Origin of the sequence: Pseudomonas sp. PS01298 (assembly GCF_029959745.1) — a bacterium.
Taxonomy (GTDB): Bacteria; Pseudomonadota; Gammaproteobacteria; order Pseudomonadales; family Pseudomonadaceae; genus Aquipseudomonas; species Aquipseudomonas aylmerensis.
Map to the genome: position 1 here is coordinate 1 of NZ_JASCPP010000051.1, position 14,988 is coordinate 14,988.

At 60.6% G+C, this 14,988-nt stretch carries 21 protein-coding genes and 1 pseudogene; 5 read left to right on the top strand and 17 right to left on the bottom strand.

Features of this window, described 5'->3' with window-relative positions:
* A pseudogene (locus QMX97_RS18170) lies at nt 1-128 on the top strand (IS5/IS1182 family transposase); the annotation flags it as partial.
* 833 nt (nt 129-961) lie between these two features.
* Here QMX97_RS18170 and QMX97_RS18175 read toward each other — a convergent pair.
* The 15 genes from QMX97_RS18175 to QMX97_RS18245 all read right to left on the bottom strand — a co-directional run bounded on the left by QMX97_RS18175 (nt 962) and on the right by QMX97_RS18245 (nt 10,768).
* Nucleotides 962-1,981, bottom strand: coding sequence for a hypothetical protein (locus QMX97_RS18175; protein WP_282364026.1), 1,020 nt, complete (start codon nt 1,979-1,981; stop codon nt 962-964).
* Nucleotides 1,982-2,002: 21 nt separating this feature from the next.
* Complete coding sequence (locus QMX97_RS18180) at nt 2,003-2,317, bottom strand: TrfB-related DNA-binding protein (protein WP_028691955.1); 315 nt, start codon at nt 2,315-2,317, stop codon at nt 2,003-2,005.
* Nucleotides 2,318-2,340: 23 nt separating this feature from the next.
* On the bottom strand, nt 2,341-2,763 hold the full coding sequence (locus QMX97_RS18185) for a hypothetical protein (protein WP_282364024.1): 423 nt from the start codon (nt 2,761-2,763) through the stop codon (nt 2,341-2,343).
* A 58-nt stretch (nt 2,764-2,821) separates the two neighbouring features.
* Nucleotides 2,822-3,649, bottom strand: coding sequence for a DUF932 domain-containing protein (locus QMX97_RS18190; protein ID WP_102886353.1), 828 nt, complete (start codon nt 3,647-3,649; stop codon nt 2,822-2,824).
* 189 nt (nt 3,650-3,838) lie between these two features.
* On the bottom strand, nt 3,839-4,381 hold the full coding sequence (locus QMX97_RS18195; protein WP_282364023.1) for a single-stranded DNA-binding protein: 543 nt from the start codon (nt 4,379-4,381) through the stop codon (nt 3,839-3,841).
* 24 nt (nt 4,382-4,405) lie between these two features.
* A complete protein-coding gene (locus tag QMX97_RS18200) occupies nt 4,406-4,801 on the bottom strand; it encodes a hypothetical protein (protein WP_282364022.1) in 396 nt (131 codons plus the stop codon).
* 669 nt (nt 4,802-5,470) lie between these two features.
* A complete protein-coding gene (locus QMX97_RS18205) occupies nt 5,471-5,734 on the bottom strand; it encodes a hypothetical protein (RefSeq protein ID WP_282364021.1) in 264 nt (87 codons plus the stop codon).
* 11 nt (nt 5,735-5,745) lie between these two features.
* Entirely contained in the window at nt 5,746-6,186 is a 441-nt protein-coding gene (locus QMX97_RS18210; RefSeq protein ID WP_282364020.1) for a hypothetical protein, read from the bottom strand.
* Between the two features lie 3 nt (nt 6,187-6,189).
* Nucleotides 6,190-6,411 (bottom strand): hypothetical protein, encoded by a 222-nt coding sequence (locus tag QMX97_RS18215; RefSeq protein WP_028692287.1) that lies wholly within the window; start codon nt 6,409-6,411, stop codon nt 6,190-6,192.
* Between the two features lie 86 nt (nt 6,412-6,497).
* The gene (locus QMX97_RS18220) at nt 6,498-8,180 is read right to left on the bottom strand and encodes a DNA cytosine methyltransferase (RefSeq protein WP_282364019.1); all 1,683 of its coding nucleotides are present in this window, start codon (nt 8,178-8,180) and stop codon (nt 6,498-6,500) included.
* 51 nt (nt 8,181-8,231) lie between these two features.
* Nucleotides 8,232-8,474: a hypothetical protein gene (locus QMX97_RS18225; protein WP_028692289.1), complete on the bottom strand. Its 243-nt coding sequence runs from the start codon at nt 8,472-8,474 to the stop codon at nt 8,232-8,234.
* Between the two features lie 145 nt (nt 8,475-8,619).
* Entirely contained in the window at nt 8,620-9,711 is a 1,092-nt protein-coding gene (locus tag QMX97_RS18230; RefSeq protein ID WP_282364017.1) for a hypothetical protein, read from the bottom strand.
* 64 nt (nt 9,712-9,775) lie between these two features.
* Nucleotides 9,776-9,994: a hypothetical protein gene (locus tag QMX97_RS18235; protein WP_280044012.1), complete on the bottom strand. Its 219-nt coding sequence runs from the start codon at nt 9,992-9,994 to the stop codon at nt 9,776-9,778.
* Nucleotides 9,995-10,049: 55 nt separating this feature from the next.
* On the bottom strand, nt 10,050-10,400 hold the full coding sequence (locus tag QMX97_RS18240) for a theronine dehydrogenase (RefSeq protein ID WP_282364016.1): 351 nt from the start codon (nt 10,398-10,400) through the stop codon (nt 10,050-10,052).
* On the bottom strand, nt 10,400-10,768 hold the full coding sequence (locus QMX97_RS18245) for a hypothetical protein (RefSeq protein ID WP_256806710.1): 369 nt from the start codon (nt 10,766-10,768) through the stop codon (nt 10,400-10,402). Before QMX97_RS18245 ends, QMX97_RS18240 begins: the two co-directional genes overlap by 1 nt.
* 202 nt (nt 10,769-10,970) lie before the next feature.
* Here QMX97_RS18245 and QMX97_RS18250 point away from each other — a divergent pair, with 202 nt between their 5' ends.
* The 4 genes from QMX97_RS18250 to QMX97_RS18265 all read left to right on the top strand — a co-directional run bounded on the left by QMX97_RS18250 (nt 10,971) and on the right by QMX97_RS18265 (nt 12,422).
* Nucleotides 10,971-11,273 carry a type II toxin-antitoxin system RelE/ParE family toxin gene (locus QMX97_RS18250; RefSeq protein WP_028692294.1) on the top strand — a complete coding sequence of 101 codons (303 nt, stop codon included), beginning with the start codon at nt 10,971-10,973 and terminating at the stop codon, nt 11,271-11,273.
* Nucleotides 11,270-11,569, top strand: a complete 300-nt coding sequence (locus tag QMX97_RS18255) for an addiction module antidote protein (RefSeq protein ID WP_028692295.1) — start codon at nt 11,270-11,272, stop codon at nt 11,567-11,569. The genes QMX97_RS18250 and QMX97_RS18255 overlap by 4 nt, the downstream gene beginning before the upstream one ends.
* A gap of 19 nt (nt 11,570-11,588) precedes the next feature.
* Nucleotides 11,589-11,810, top strand: coding sequence for a hypothetical protein (locus QMX97_RS18260; RefSeq protein ID WP_282364015.1), 222 nt, complete (start codon nt 11,589-11,591; stop codon nt 11,808-11,810).
* A 294-nt stretch (nt 11,811-12,104) separates the two neighbouring features.
* Nucleotides 12,105-12,422 (top strand): hypothetical protein, encoded by a 318-nt coding sequence (locus QMX97_RS18265; RefSeq protein ID WP_282364014.1) that lies wholly within the window; start codon nt 12,105-12,107, stop codon nt 12,420-12,422.
* 1,099 nt (nt 12,423-13,521) lie between these two features.
* Here QMX97_RS18265 and QMX97_RS18270 read toward each other — a convergent pair.
* Nucleotides 13,522-13,797, bottom strand: a complete 276-nt coding sequence (locus tag QMX97_RS18270) for a hypothetical protein (protein ID WP_282364013.1) — start codon at nt 13,795-13,797, stop codon at nt 13,522-13,524.
* A 30-nt stretch (nt 13,798-13,827) separates the two neighbouring features.
* Nucleotides 13,828-14,775, bottom strand: a complete 948-nt coding sequence (ligD, locus tag QMX97_RS18275) for a non-homologous end-joining DNA ligase (protein ID WP_282364012.1) — start codon at nt 14,773-14,775, stop codon at nt 13,828-13,830.
* Nucleotides 14,776-14,988: the final 213 nt, after the last annotated feature.

The window sequence follows — 14,988 nt, forward strand, 5'->3', positions numbered from 1 at the left end:
TTGGCTGGCTGAAAGAAAATCGCAGGATCGGCACTCGCTATGACAAGCTGGCCAAGAGCTTTGCAGCCATGGTCACCTTGGCCTGCAGCCTACGTTGCATGCGGCAATACTTTTCGTACAAAGCCTAACGCATATATGTGTTAGGGCCTCCATTCGGAGGCCGGCGCGTTGGGCTTGCGGATCCAAGGGCGCAGCCCTTGCTCGCCGAAGGCCGCTCTTGCGCAGTCGCCCAGCCCACACACAAAAATCGTCCAGTGAGCGGGGCCCCAACAAGGGCCAGAGTGAACGGTGCAGTTGTCCACGGCCCAGGCGCGCATCATCGCCTGGGCGGTGGGCAACTGCAGGGCGATTTCCTGAGCCGAGCGCGGTCCTGATTGGGCTGGGCGGCAGCGCCCGGCCTCCTGGCCGGCCCCCAAGCGCTCTGCCGTAGCCGATCCAGGCCAAAGTAACGGTTCTTTACGATACCCTAACGCATATATGTGTTAGGGCCTCTCCGCGCTTTTGGTTTGCGGATCCGGCGCAGCTCTTGGTCACCGAAGGTGCTTCTGCGCTGCAGCAGCTCGCGCACGCAAAATCGTCCAGCGAGCGAGGCCCCAACAAGGGCCAGAGCGAGCGGTGCAGTTGTCCACGGACCAGGTGCGCATCATCACCTGGGCGGTGGGCAACTGCAGGGCGATTTCCCGAGCCGTGCACTTGCTCCCCACGCGAGCTGCTGCAGCGCCCGGCCTGCTGGCCGGCTCGCCCTCGATCTTGATTACCAGGTGGGATGGGCCATCCCGGCCGTGAGGCCGGGTTAGGAGTTGCCCCCTCGGCCGTACGATACAAACGGCAAGCGGAGCGCGCAGGCCGAAGGCCGGAGGCGTGAGGATGGAAGCCCGAAGGGCCAAGACCCGGCGTGCTTCTGGCCGGGGCTTGGTTCACGACAGCCGCCCCCCGGAGGGGGCACGCTCAAGAGGGGGAATCAAACGTCTTTCGGAGCCTGGCCAACTCGGGCGTCATGCCAACCTGGCCACTTTAGGAGGTTGTTCGGGCCGTTGCTGGCCAGCCATTTCTCAAGGTACGCCAGCTGCGAGGGATTCAACTCGGTGAGTTTGGGCAGGGTTTGAGTCGCTTCAACCTCGGCCTGCAGATCCAGCACAAAATCAGGCCCCAACTCGTCCAGCTTGGTCAGCACACCGTCAACGGCTTCCAACAATTGGCGAGGATCCCCGCCTCGATCAGCATACTCGCCCAGCAGCTCCGACCACTCGTCCTGCTGCGCATCCCATTCCACTGCTTCCTCGTCCTGCTGGTTCATCTGGTCCGGGTCTATGGCTTTCATTCCATGCGCCCGCTCCAGCCAGTGATCAGCCAGCATGCGTTCATCGCTGCCGTTGCTGCCGAAGCGGTCAGCCCGGGGCCTGTTGCCAAAGTTCTGGATGCCGGCCAGGTCGCCAATAAAGCTTTCGAGCAGTTCCGCAGGTTTCATCTGATGCCGGCGTGCTTCCCATTCGAATTCAGGCGGGATGCGTACGGAAACAACTTCTGTTTCATCCGGCACGAACTCGCCTTTGGCACCAGGCACAAGCCCTGCCGGCGCGAGAAAGCCGGTAGGTCGACTGTCGCACCGCCAACCGCATGTCAAATGAGCGCGGTGGTGCGGCCACTTCCCTTGGTTAAGCGGCACCATCTGAAATTCATCGTTCGTGGTGTCCAGCTCGTACACGCGGCGCAGGCTTTGATCCTGGTAAGCCCGGAAAATCAAGGTGCCGTACCCTGCTGCCGACGACGCAAAATGCGCAGGCAGTACATAGCCCACTTTGCCTACGTCACTCTCATTCACGTAATGAGCGGCGCGCAACGTGTGCTGCTTTCCTTGGTACTCGATAACCAGGTCAACCGTTTTCCCGTCCTCATTGATCTGGTTAGCAACCAGGGTGACGTTATGAATGGAAACTGAGTGAATTCGGCCAGCCTGGAAAATGAGTTCATCAGACGACATTTCGTCTCTCCTTGTGATTCTTCATTTCGATTTTTGGGCGGCAGGCTGGGGGAATGGCTTGGCCATTTCCCGCACCTGCTCGGCCAACTCGGGGGGCAGCCACACCAGGACGGGGACCAGCTCGCCGGCGCCCTGCTCTTCCAGGATTTTCCGCACACGCTTTACCGCTGCGTGCGCGGTCTGCTTGGTCATCCCCCTGGCCTCGGCTACGTCGGTGATGCGCTGGCCATCGACCAGAACGGCCTTGGCCACCTCGACAGTCGAGATGGCCAGGCGCTTGGAAGCAAACAGGGGCGCAACCTTCTTCCATTCTTCTTTGGTGTACATCGGCTGCATTCATCAGCTCCTAGTGTCGGTAGTCAATCAGCCGCGGCCCCCTGCTGGCGAATCCGCTGCCAGATCTCGCAATGCGTGATGGTCGGCAGCGCCAGGAACGTCCAGTAACGACCGCTTGAACGGGCGTACACGCGCACCAGGTCGCCAACCTCGGGGGCTTGCAGTATGAACGAATCGCCGGCCTCGCCGGCGTTGTAGTCGAGCACCTGAGCGCGGCTGAGCGCGAAGTCATACCGGGTTTCGGTGATGCGCGCCGGCTGGGTGCCGTGGGCGGCTTCCTGCGCTTGCAGAAAGCCTACTTCATCGCCCAGCACAGCGCCGGGGTGCCTTACCTGGATCTCTGGCAGCATCAGCCAGGTTGCGCGAGCGGCCCAAGCATTGGGGCCGATCTGGCGGGCATAGTCGATGATTGCGGTTTGGCCGGGTACATAGAAAACTTTTTGCATGGCTGCGATCTCCTTGCATGGTGCAGACCGGGCGCGCTGGGCGCCCGGCCTGGGGCTGTTAGGCGGCTTGGCGCAGGTGCTGGGCCAGTACCCACAGGGCGCGATTCAATTTCACGTCCTGGTCAATGCCGGAAACGGCACGGGTGCTGGTGCGGCGCCCTTGTTTGTTGCGGCCTCGCAGCCCTCCCTTGATGGTGTTTTCCTGTACGCGGTTGAAGGTCGACCATAGGTCATTGGTGGCGTCTTCGCGGCGGCGTGGTGCCAGAAGCTGGCTAGCGGTCACCGGAGCCGGGCCGTCTGCCGGGTCGTAGCGGTAGGCAAGTGCAGCCTCGGCAAAGGCGTGCTGCAGGTCGCCGCCCAGCTGGATACCCTTCATGGTTTCGCGTTGTTCCTCGATCAGCTGGAACTGATTCAGAACTTCATACGCGCCCTCGATCACATCCCCGATAACATCCTGACGCCCGCTGTGGCGGACTTTCTGATCCATCGCGGCATCGCCCAGTACCAGGCCATTGGCGCACACGAAACGGAAGCAACCGCCCATCATCTGGTAGCTGCTGGTGCCGTCGTGGCTGTTCAGCAGAATGATTTCGTTGGCTTCCTTCGCCACGATGGTGTTGGCGTGGCGCAGGCGGATCATGTGCTTGGTGTGCTCGCGTTTGTCGGTGTTGCGCACGCGGGTTTGGCAGGCCATGAACGGCATGAACCCTTCGCTGCGCAGTGCCTCCAGTACGTCGACGGTGGGAATGTAGCGGTAACGATCGGAGCGGCTTTCGTGAGCTTCCTCGGCAAAGATCGAGGGCGCCACGCGGGCGATATCGTCATTGGTCAGCGGGCTGTCGCTGCGGACCATGCAAGGGTTACGGAAGTTGCTGGATAGACGCATTTTTGAATCTCCTTCGCGATTTGCCTGGAGCGGTTGCCGCCGCTGGTTCCAGGCTGTCGAGGCGGGATTGCTTCGACAGGGTTAGTATCGCAAAGGGTCGAACCGAAGTCAACTATTGGTCAAATCTAATTTGACCGTTTGTCGCGCAGAAAAAAGCCCGACATTGCGCCGGGCCTGGTCCTGCGGTGTTTACTGAAGCTGCCAGCTGAAACGGTACGGGTCCATGAAGGGAATGTCGTCGTCAAAGCTGTCAAAGTCGGCTGCTGGCTGTGGTGCAGGTTGCGGCGGTTGCTGCTGAGCTGGCGGGCGCTGCTGCCGTGGCGCCTGCTGGCGGGGTGCTTGGCCGCTGCCCTGGTTGTACGGATCGCCGCCCTGCTGCTGGTTCTGCGGGCGGCCGCCTAGCAACTGCATGGTGCCGTTGATGTCGACAATGATTTCAGTGGTGTAACGCTTGATGCCGTCCTTCTCCCACTCGCGGGTTTGCAGCTTGCCTTCGATGTAACATTGGGAACCTTTGCGCAGGTACTCGCCGGCGATCTCGGCCACCTTGCCGAACAACGACACGCGGTGCCACTCGGTGCGCTCGACCTTCTGCCCGGTTTGCTTGTCGGTCCACTGCTCGCTGGTGGCCAGGCTGAGGTTAGTTACCGCGTTGCCGTTTGGCAGGTAACGGACTTCGGGGTCCTGTCCGCAAGTCCCGACCAGGATCACTTTATTTACGCCACGGGCCATGATGAATCTCCTTTTCCGTCTGGATTAGTCGTTTTCGAAGCAACCGCAAGGGCAGGTCATGCTGTCCAGGCCGTGCCAGCAAAAGCCGTTGTCGGCGTCTTCCTGGCGTTGTGCTTCGTTTTCACTGGCAGACATATAGCCGTAAGCCTCGCGGGCATACGCAAAGATTTCTGCCACTCCCTCGGCCTGGTCATCGGCGCCGAACTCTGCGTCCATGCTCGCACAGAAGGCGTTATGCACCATCGTGTCATAGGTAGGGAAGCGTTCGCATGCTGCGCCGTACAGGTCATCAACCTTGCGCTCCATCGCCTCGCTATTCGAAGCGACCGGCGCCCAAATCTTTTTGGCGAAGTTCAGAAAGTCGCCGGTAGTGAGCCAATTGTGGGCGCTGACTGCGGGGGCCTGAGCGGTGATATTCATGTGTGAAACTCCTTCGCGACTACCCTGGAGCGGTTGCCGCCGCTGGATTCCAGGCTATCGAAGCGGGATTGCTTCGACAGGTTCAGTATCGCAAAGAGCCTAACCAAAGTCAACTATTGGTCAAATCTAAATTGACCGTTTGTCGCACTTTCTCGCGTGCGAGAAATCATGCTTTTTCTGCGCCGTACGCTTGACGGCTCTACCGAGCTGCTTTAATGCCGAGCGTTTGGGCGCGGGAAACAAACGCTTTTCAAAGCAGCAGCCGCGGAGCGGATGCCGCCCTGCTCTTTGGGAATGGAAGCGCGCCACCGCTGGGTGGATCTGCTCGGCAGCCTTCGGTAGGACGCGGTAAGCCCGGACTATCCAGAGCCAGGCCGCGTGCAAGGGGACCGTGGAATACCGCAGGGAGCGCAGCGAGCGAGGATATGCCGCGAAAGCCCCTTGCAGGCAAGGCCTGGTGGCGGATAGGCCATTGGGGCGTCCGCTTCCTACCGATGGTTGCTGAGCTAGCCGCAGTGGTTGCCATGGAACGACCGGCAAGCGGAGCGCGCAGGCCGAAGGCCGGAGGCGTGAGGATGGAAGCCCGAAGGGCCAAGACCCGGCGTGCTTCTGGCCGGGGCTTGGTTCACGACAGCCGCCCCCCGGAGGGGGCACGCACAGGACTGCACCTTACTGGGTCCGTCCAGCCGGATGCAGCGCTTCATCAATGCGTTTCGGCGTCATGGAGGATGCAGCATCCGGCACCAATATTTCGATGCGAGTGGTGGTCGGTGGATGCTCCTGCAGATAGCGCACTTTTTCCTGGTGCTTCTGATCAAGCCGACGTTGAAGCATATGCCGCGAAGCGAGCATTTCGACCGTCAAAATTGCTACACCGGCAATCGCACAGAGAACCACGGGTAGCCAGTTGCGCCGTTTGGTCTTGCGTTTCATGGCGAGCCTCGTCAGTTGTCCAGGCGCAGCCCGCCGCCTTTGAGGCTGGCCAGCTCGCTGAGCAGCAGCTCGCGCTGCGACGGTGTGATTTTGTTGAGGTACTGCAGCTTGGCCAATGTGCCGAGTACAGCGCCGTAACCCATGAGGGGATAGGTCGGATCGGTTCGCCGCCGACGCAACGAATCCTCCAACTGATCCATGGACTGGGCCATCGCTGAGAACTTTTGGCGGATCTCATTGAGGGTGGTGGGCCGGTTTACCAGGTTCGGGAAGTAGTTGGCCAGGCCGGGCCGATCCGAGTCCATCAGGCACTGAATACCCAGCTCCAGATCTTCGCGGGCGGGAGCGGTGGCCACCGACAAAGCCCCCTCGATCTCGGCAACCGAAGCCGTCTCCAGCCACAGCAGCACATCGAGGTACGCGGTCAATTCCTGTTCCGTTCGTTCGTCCATGGCTCAATCCTCAAAATCCATTTCATCGCTGGCATCGACAACCAGGGAGCGGCACTGTTCGGCACGCCGCATCAAACTGATGCCCTTACCTGGCCAGAGTGACGCGGCGGCTTCGTACAGCTCGGCGGCTGAATACCACTTCTTCCGATGCTCTGCCAAGCGCGCAGCGGTATGCAGGGCCTGGCTGGAACGTTGGGCTTTGCTCATGGTGAGATCGCGGAACATGGTGTATCTCCTTCGCGTGGTTTCCCGGGGACGGTTGCCGCCGTCTTGACCGGGAAGGTGAGGCGCCCCGGGCGGGGCGCCAGTCGTTATGCTGCCTTTTCGAGATTGCTGGCCAGCGATAGGCCGACCGCAACAGGTCGTACCCACACCGGCATGTGGCTGAGCAAGAAGGTTTCGCCCTGCTTGGCCAGCAGGAGGGTTTGCGCCATGACGCCTGCAATGGCCTCGGCGGCTTTCGGCGGCACGGCATTACCGATCCGCTCGCGCCACGCCTGATCGCTCAAGCCGTCCAGCTCAAGCATTTCCTCGGGGTCGACCAGGCTTTGCAGCGCGGCCATTTCCAGGGTGGTGAATGGCCGGTGCCAGGTTCCGTCGAGGCTTCGAATCACGCAGGTCAGCCGATCATTCGCGGCTGGCATTCGCGGATCTGCCACGCTCCACCGGCCATTGTCCAAGCGCGCACTGGCGGAAACAGCGCCGGCCAGGCCCTCCCACGGCACCACGCCATAATGCCCCCCGCTGAGGTAGGCATCGCCTTTCACTCGCCGCAATCCTGAGCGCGGGTCTTGTACTGCAAAGGCGCCCTGCCCTGTCGTGCTGCCTGCAATGACCGTACGTGCGGCACCATCCCAGCGGGTCACGTTGTATTTGCCATGGCCACCAGCTGCACCACGCGGATCTGCCACGCTGAACGTGCCCTGCCCTGGCGACTTGATGCCGATGATTGCGCCGCTCGGGTCCTCCCAGCGCCGTACGCCATATTGTTGGTACTGCGCCGCACTGGCTGGGCTGCGCGGATCCGCGACGGAAAATGCGCCATTGGTGGGGCCAGTTTGACCGGCGACCGTGCCCACTGAGTCACCCCAGCCGCGCACGCCGAGATAACCGGAGAATGCTTCCGGCACAATCACAAAGTCGCGCAGGTAGCCATCTTCGATGGCCAACTGATCGAGGCTGCGCCAGTCCTTACCGGCCTCGACCAGGGCAAGGCGTACCCACGTTTTCCATTGCAGTGCAGGAACGCGGTGCATCGGGCCGGCGCGCTCGATATCGCCCGGCAGCGGCATGCGGCCAAGAACAGCACCGACCGATTGCAGGGACTTTTTCTCTGGCTCGTAGAGGAACGGCGGCACCTTCTCGACGTGCCGGGCCACCAGCAGGAAGCGCTTGCGGCTTTGGGCCAACCCGCCCAGCTCCCCGCAGTCGTGGGTTGTCTCGTTCACGGCATAGCCGAAGAAGTTCAGCACCTGGACGATCTGATCGAGCAGGTGGCGACCACGGGTGGCCAGGCGTGGCACATTCTCGAACACGATCAGGCTCACCGGGTTGTGCTGCCAGGCTTCGCACATGAGCCACACGCAGCGCAACGTCAGTTCATTGAGGGCCTGGTATTTGGGGGTGAGACTCAAAGCCTCGGACAACAGGCCAGAAGCGCCCTTGCAGGGGCTGCTGATGAACACCACATCGGGATCCTGAAAACCCGCAGCGCGGCGTATGTCTGCCGGCGTAGCCTCTCGCCAGTCGGCGGGCGGCTCCTTGCCATGAAAGGCGGTGTACTGCTCGCGGGTGAACAGGTCCATTTGTGTACCTGGTACGCCGGCCAAGCGGTCGAAGTCGCGCAGCGCGCCGGCGTCCACATCGACGCCGCCAATGCAGCGCCATTCAGCCTGCAGGTGGCCGACTACCTCTTTGTTCTGGTTGAAACCCTTGGCGCCGCCGCCAAGCCCGCAGCAGAAATGAAAGTGCTTGAGCACATACCTTGTAAGCATGTTCGTCATCCGTCACGAATGCCCGGACACCAGGTCCGGGCGGGGCTGTGGTCAGAGGGCGCGGGCAGTTGCCTCGGCCATATCGCGGAAGATCTCGGCGTGCAGTTCCAGCGGGAACTCCGCGATGACTTCGCGCTGGCCGATGCCGGAACGCTGAGCGACAACGGTGTACATGGTGACGGTGGCGGGGTCTTGGCCTGGGCGGGCCTGGTGGGATGGCTCGACGGTGAAGCCGGCGAACTCGCGCAGCTGCGCGGCTGAGCTGAAATAGAACAGGTGGGTTTCGATAGCCATTGGTGAATCTCCTTCGCTGTGTGCCCGGAGCGGTTGCCGCCGCTGGTTCCAGGCTGTCGAAGCAGGATTGCTTCGACGTACCCAGTATCGCAAAAGCAAAATCTACTGTCAACTATCGGTCAAATCTAATGTGACCACAAGTTGATTACTGCCATAGCTCCATCTGCTCGGCGGTGATGTCGACCACGGGTATTCCTGGTGTGCGTGAGTCCAAGGCGTTGTCAGGATCTCGCAGGGTGTCGGATAGCTTGGCGAACCGTGCTCGATCAGTAGCGGTGCGCTTGACGTTGAAACTCTCGTCCACAACGTCGTTGACCCGTGCCCACTGATTCCAGGCGAAGCTACGGCCCAGCCCTACCGTGGTCGTCGTGCTGGGGAATCCATCGGCATTGCGCACCAGGTCTTCCCATGAGGCACCGAACTGCACCGCGTCGAAACGACTGTGCTTGCCGGTGAGCGCGTTGCGTTCCAGCAACAGGGCACGCTCCAGCAGATCCGGGTGATTCGCGGCAAGCCAATACAACTCCCAGTGCTTGGAAGCTGGGCAGAAAAAGCAGGCCGATTTGATCGGCACCAGGTCTGCACCGAGGGCCTGGGTGATCGACCGTACGCAATCGCGCCGGGTCCAGCGGACCAGTTGCAAGGGATAGACATAATCGAAGTCGGCGTCGGCTGGTTTGAGCGCCTTAGACCGGCGCAGGTCGGCTTTGCCGCAGTCATACCCGATCAGCTTGACGATGCGCTGCCCGGTTGCCTGGGCATGCTTCCAAAGTGGGTGGGGGGACCTGGCGTTGGGGCCGGAGCGAGCGCCCTTGAGAAACTGATCCTGGGGCACCTGCTTCCACTTCACCGAACAGGACTTCATGCCAAAGGCCAGGCTGGGCAACGTTTCGTTGGCCATGCAGTTGCCGTAGAGATCCTGGTAATCAGTGGTCGGCTTGGGCTTTTTCCGGCACACGCTGACAGTCGGCCAGCCCCACGCCCGCAGCACGGAATCCATCGCCTCGATGTGGGCCAGCGTCTCGGGCTTCTCTGCGCCGGTGTCGGCAAAGGTGATGATATCCGGGCGCAACCCTGCCGCGTGCAGAGCTACCAGCATGGCCGTAGAGTCCACGCCAGATCCGAAACAGACGGCCAGCAGCCGCCCTGCCAACGCAGTGCGCAGGGCCTCGACCTGGGCCAGGGATAAAATGGGCTGAGCGCTGTCCGGTGGACAGCCGCGGCTGATCGCGTTCATGCGTACTCCTTCGCAAGTGCCCGGAGCGGTTGCCGCCGCTGGATCCGGGCACTGTGGGGCGTGATTACTCGGTGTCGTCGCCTATCAGGTCGCACAGGCTGGGGGCCAGATCGACAATGGCCGGCCTGTTGTTCGGTCCTGTCACCTCAAACACGCAGGCGCTGTCGGGATCGCCATCTGCAATACGCGATTGGAAGTAGTGGCGGGCACAGGCCTGTGCTGCCGCCCGGTGGTCGCCTTCAACGTCAACATCAACAGTCCATACAACTCGATAGCTAGGCATTGGGGTTTCTCCTTCGCAGTGCCGGAGCGGTTGCCGCCGCGTGTACCGGCTAGGGTTACTTGTCTTCGAAATAGGTGGGTCGCTGGGCCAGCTCGCGGGCAATCAATTCATCCGCAAACAATGGCGCTTGTTTCTCTATCCGCCGCTCAAGGTTCTTGCGCCGTACCTTGCCCTTGGCCTCGTCGCTCCAGCGCCTTACCGCTTGCGAGGCTGGGAAGTCCAGGCAGACGCCATAACCTGCTGGGCGGGCCTCCCACGCCTTGCGCATTTCCTCGGGGAGCTTCTGCCCTGCCGGCGCCTCGATCACCAGCAACTCAAAGTCGCCAGGGCAAGGCAGGTGAGGCATACACCAGCGCAGGGAGTAGCGCCACATGGGCGGCGCTACCTGCTGGGCATTGCCAGCCATCAGACCAAATCCCAACTCGCCTGATCCCAGCCCGGCAGCTTGGACTGGGCTATGCGGCGAATTTCATGCAGCGTGCGGAATGCCTGGGTCGCGTAATAGTCGGGGTTTTGATTGGACTGATATTCCAGGCACTGGATGAGCTTGAGGACTTCGAGCGGGCTGGGCTTGCGCACAGTTTCATCCAGGCCGAACAGCTCGGCCTTGAACGTTTCGCCAGGGTAGCGCGTGCGTACGGAGCGGATGTTTTCGTCAAGCAGCTGCTGGCCTTGATCGGCAAGGATCTGGTAGGTGGTTGCGTCCGGCTTGCCGTTGCAGCGGAACATGAGAATGGCGGAGATGTGAAAACGATTGATGATATAGGCGCTCATGGAAACTCCTTCGCAGTGTGCCCGGAGCGGTTGCCGCCGCTGGTTCCAGGCTCGCTGTCGAGGCGGGATTACTTCGACGGATTCAGTATCCCAAAAAAAACCGCTTGCGTCAACTTTAAGTCAAATCTATATTTACCATTAATTGACTTTCTCGCATGCGAGAATCTTGTCCGTTCGTGATTTATAAGCTACAATCAATCCCATGAAGACAATTAAACAAACCGCCACGTACAGGAACTGGGAACGCAAGCTGCGAGACAAGCAGGCCAAAGCCATCATCGCTGCGCGAGTCTTCCGCGTTGCGCATGGTCTGCTTGGAGACGTTCAACCAGTGGGCCAAGGGATCAGCGAACTGCGTATCCACCACGGCCCCGGCTACCGCGTGTATTTCCAGCAGCGCGGTAACCAGCTGGTCCTGTTGCTGTGTGGTGGGGACAAGAGCAGCCAAGCGCGGGATATCGAAACCGCCAAGTCCTTGGCCAGCCAGTGGAGTGACGATGAATGAAAGAACAATTTTACGACTACGACCCCGCTGATGCGCTGACCGATGCTGAGTCCATCGCGGTATTCATGGAAGACGCATTCGAAACAGGCGATGCGGCCTATATCGCAAAATGCCTGGGTGTCGTGGCCCGCGCCAAAGGGATGACCGCCCTTGCCAATGAATCTGGCCTTTCCCGCGAACACCTTTACCGGTCGTTCTCGGACAAGGGCAACCCGACCTTGAAAACCCTGCTGGCCGTGATGCGTGCCGTTGGCCTGGACCTGACAACTCGCAAGCACGTTGAACCGGCACACTAACAACCCAAATGGAGTCGCTATGAACACGGATCTGATCGTCAAACGGATTTTGCTCACACCCGTGGCAGCAGGCTTTGGGTGGCTCGTTGCCGCCATGATTCTCATAGGGCTAAAACTGGCCTTCCCGACATTTTCAAGCACATGGATTGAGCGCGCTGGCCCTATCGGCGCCATTGTGGGCATCGTCATTTTCTACGCGATGACCTGGAAGGAAGGTCGCTCGGCCAAGCGGGAGGAATAGGCCCATGCCGAGAATAAGCCTTAGCAACAGACTGCGTGACTGGTCTCGCTTATGGATACTGCAAGGCGACGACATTTCCTGCCAGGAATGCCGGATGGCAACCCGAGCCAGTGAACCGGACAGAATATTCGTGCATGGATATGGGTGCAGCCTTCAAACCCCAAACCATCAGTTTCCTTGGCGAGATCTGGCTGAGGCAATGGCCAAGCTACCTGGTAAAACCAAAGCTGCCCGTGCTCAAGACCCCTGCTATTACGTGAAATAGGCACCATCCACACAAGGAGTATTTGGCACATGGAAAACATCGCTTGCATGACCAAAAGGCCGCGCTACGCCCTCGCTTGGGCGGTATGGGTGGGTGTCGCCGCGTGGGCATCGCTACATTCCCCCTACCCTGGATTCACTGGCTGGGACTATGTGTTATTCGCCTTCCTGGTCATAGTCCCCAAGGGGATTATGGGTGACTTCCCTGCGATGACGGATCTTGATCTGACGCCGGAGAGAAAACGCCGCTACATCTACACGCTGATCACGCTGGGGCTTTTTGCCTGTTTGCTGTCACGGCACGTCTCCATTCTCGACAGCCCCCTGGTGCGTGTATTCATCGGCTGAATCAACTGTTCAGAGCGCTTGACCGCAGGCGCTCTTGCAGATCTGCTTTAATGCCGAGCGTTTGGGCGCGGGAAACAAACGCTTTTCAAAGCAGCAGCCGCGAAGCGGATGCCGCCCTGCTCTTTGGGAATGGAAGCGCGCCACCGCTGGGTGGATCTGCTCGGCAGCCTTCGGTAGGACGCGGTAAGCCCGGACTATCCAGAGCCAGGCCGCGTGCAAGGGGACCGTGGAATACCGCAGGGAGCGCAGCGAGTGAGGATATGCCGCGAAAGCCCCTTGCAGGCAAGGCCTGGTGGCGGATAGGCCATTGGGGCGTCCGCTTCCTGCCGAGGGCTGTTGAGCTAGCCGCGATGGTCCCTGGAACGACCGGCAAGCGGAGCGCGCAGGCCGAAGGCCGGAGGCGTGAGGATGGAAGCCCGCAGGGCCAAGACCCGGCGTGCTTTTGGCCGGGGCTTGGTTCACGACAGCCGCCCCCCGGATGGGGGCACGCCCATGGCGCGCAGGCCCATTTACCCCAGCGTTTACTGGTGGATTACTCAAAAAATAGTTGCCATACCTGTCAACTCTTGCGACTATTAACCCAGTCAGATGATCTTTGCGAGACCTGGCAAAGCGGCTCCTAACCGCGATGCCGAAGAAAACCGCCCTCCTACGGCGGTTTTTTTTCGCCCAAAAAAAGCCTGGTCAACCCCTTTTGTGATGGCACAGCGACAGCGGAGCCGGTAATATCGCGGGCAGTCGTATGTGGCATGTTTGTACCGGGTGGGGTGCCCCCGTTCTAAAGATTCAAAACACTGCTGGGGACGCGGGCCTAGGAATCCGCGCGGATTTGATCCCTGGTTAACATCAGCCCCGCCCGCGTCTCGCAGAGATCATCTGACTTGCTATCTCGTCGTCGGCCTGTGTTCCGGAAAAGCTGCGATAGAGACAGAGGCCTGCACCGTGAGGGTCCTTGGAATGCATAAATTCCTTAAAGATCTCACCATCCAGGTTGTTGCAAAGCTCCTGGTTGAGTGGATCCGCGATAGTTGGAACGGCTAACACCTGACTGACGGAGGAACCCGCTGCGGCCTGGCCAACGCGGGTTTTCTTTTGCTCGCTACCCTCCCCTCTCCTTGTCCAGCTGCAACCACAGTTCGTCCTCGATGAACTCGGCGTACCTGTCCACCAACTCGGCGCACCCGTTGCGTCCCAGCTCACTGGGTTGCCCGTCAGCGTCGTACGCCACGCCCGATTCCACTCGAAACTCCAGCTCGCGGTAGCCCTGGGCATCCCAGTCGCTGGTCCAAAGTCCTGGGTTGGACTCGGCCTCGATCACATCCAGAATCTCACATTGGATGACGCACGACTCGGCATCGATATGCACCTCATACACGCTCGCCTCCCGGCCCAACGGGGCCGTGGGTCAAACAGGGTCGGTGTCACTTTCCAGGCTGATTGCGGAGGCGGGCTTATCCTCGCGTAGCGCAATGTAAACGGCGTGGCGCACCTTGCCTGCGGGTGTTAGTTCCGCGAATTTCACTTCGCACACCAGCTGCGGGTCTACCCACACCACGGCGACACTCAACTTTGGCGGCGCCTGCAGTGGGGGTGTGGTCCGAATCAAGGGGCGTAGCCGGTCCATGAGCCTTTCCAGCTCGCGCCCTGTGAAACCGGATCTCACACGGCCAGCGTACTGCAGCTGGCCGGCGTCGTCGTGCAGGCCGATCAGCAGCGAACCGATGCCGGCAGAACTTCGGGTGAAGCCGAGGACCACGAACTCTTGGCGCTGCTGGCACTTGAGCTTGATCCATGAACCGTCGCGCTCCCCCACGTATGAGCTGCCCAGTCGCTTACCGACGATGCCCTCGATCCCGATTGCGCAAGCGCTGGCCAGCAAGTGGGCCGGATCCGCGTCGAGGGTTTCGGAGAAGCGGACCTGATCAAGATCGACCTGCTCCAGCAGCACGCGCAGCAGGTCCCTTCGCTGCTCGACGGGCCGTGGCCGCAGGTCCACGCCGTCTATGAAAAGCAGGTCAAAGACGTAGTAGATCAAGCGGTCGGTCTTGCCGGATGCAAAGGCCTCTTGCAACGCCTGAAAGGCTGGACGGTCATCATCGTCCTGCACCACCACTTCACCGTCCAGCCAGGTGCCACGGACGGGAAGCGACTGCAGATCCTGGGCAAGTCGCGGCATGCGCTTCGTCCAGTCATAGCCGTTCTTAGTGAACAGGCCCACGCCACCATCGATGCGCGCAAACATGCGGTAACCATCAAACTTGATTTCGTACACCCAATCGCCGCGTGGTGGCCTGGTTAGCAGGCTGACCAATTGGGGCTGGATGCGGTGTGGAAAGTTCTTGGCTCCTCGCATAGTGCTGCGCCTCATGCCGGGTATATGCGATGGATGCCTGGTAGCGTTGAAAAGGTCCACCGGCCCGCCCACGGGCAAAAAAAACCCCGCTAACAAGTAGCGGGGCCTGCAGCTGTGTTACTTATCAATCAAGGTGGTCACGAATCCAGAGCCAGGCCCTGTAAACGTTTGTCAGCTTGGCCAGGAAATCAGCCACGTTGACCACCTCTATGA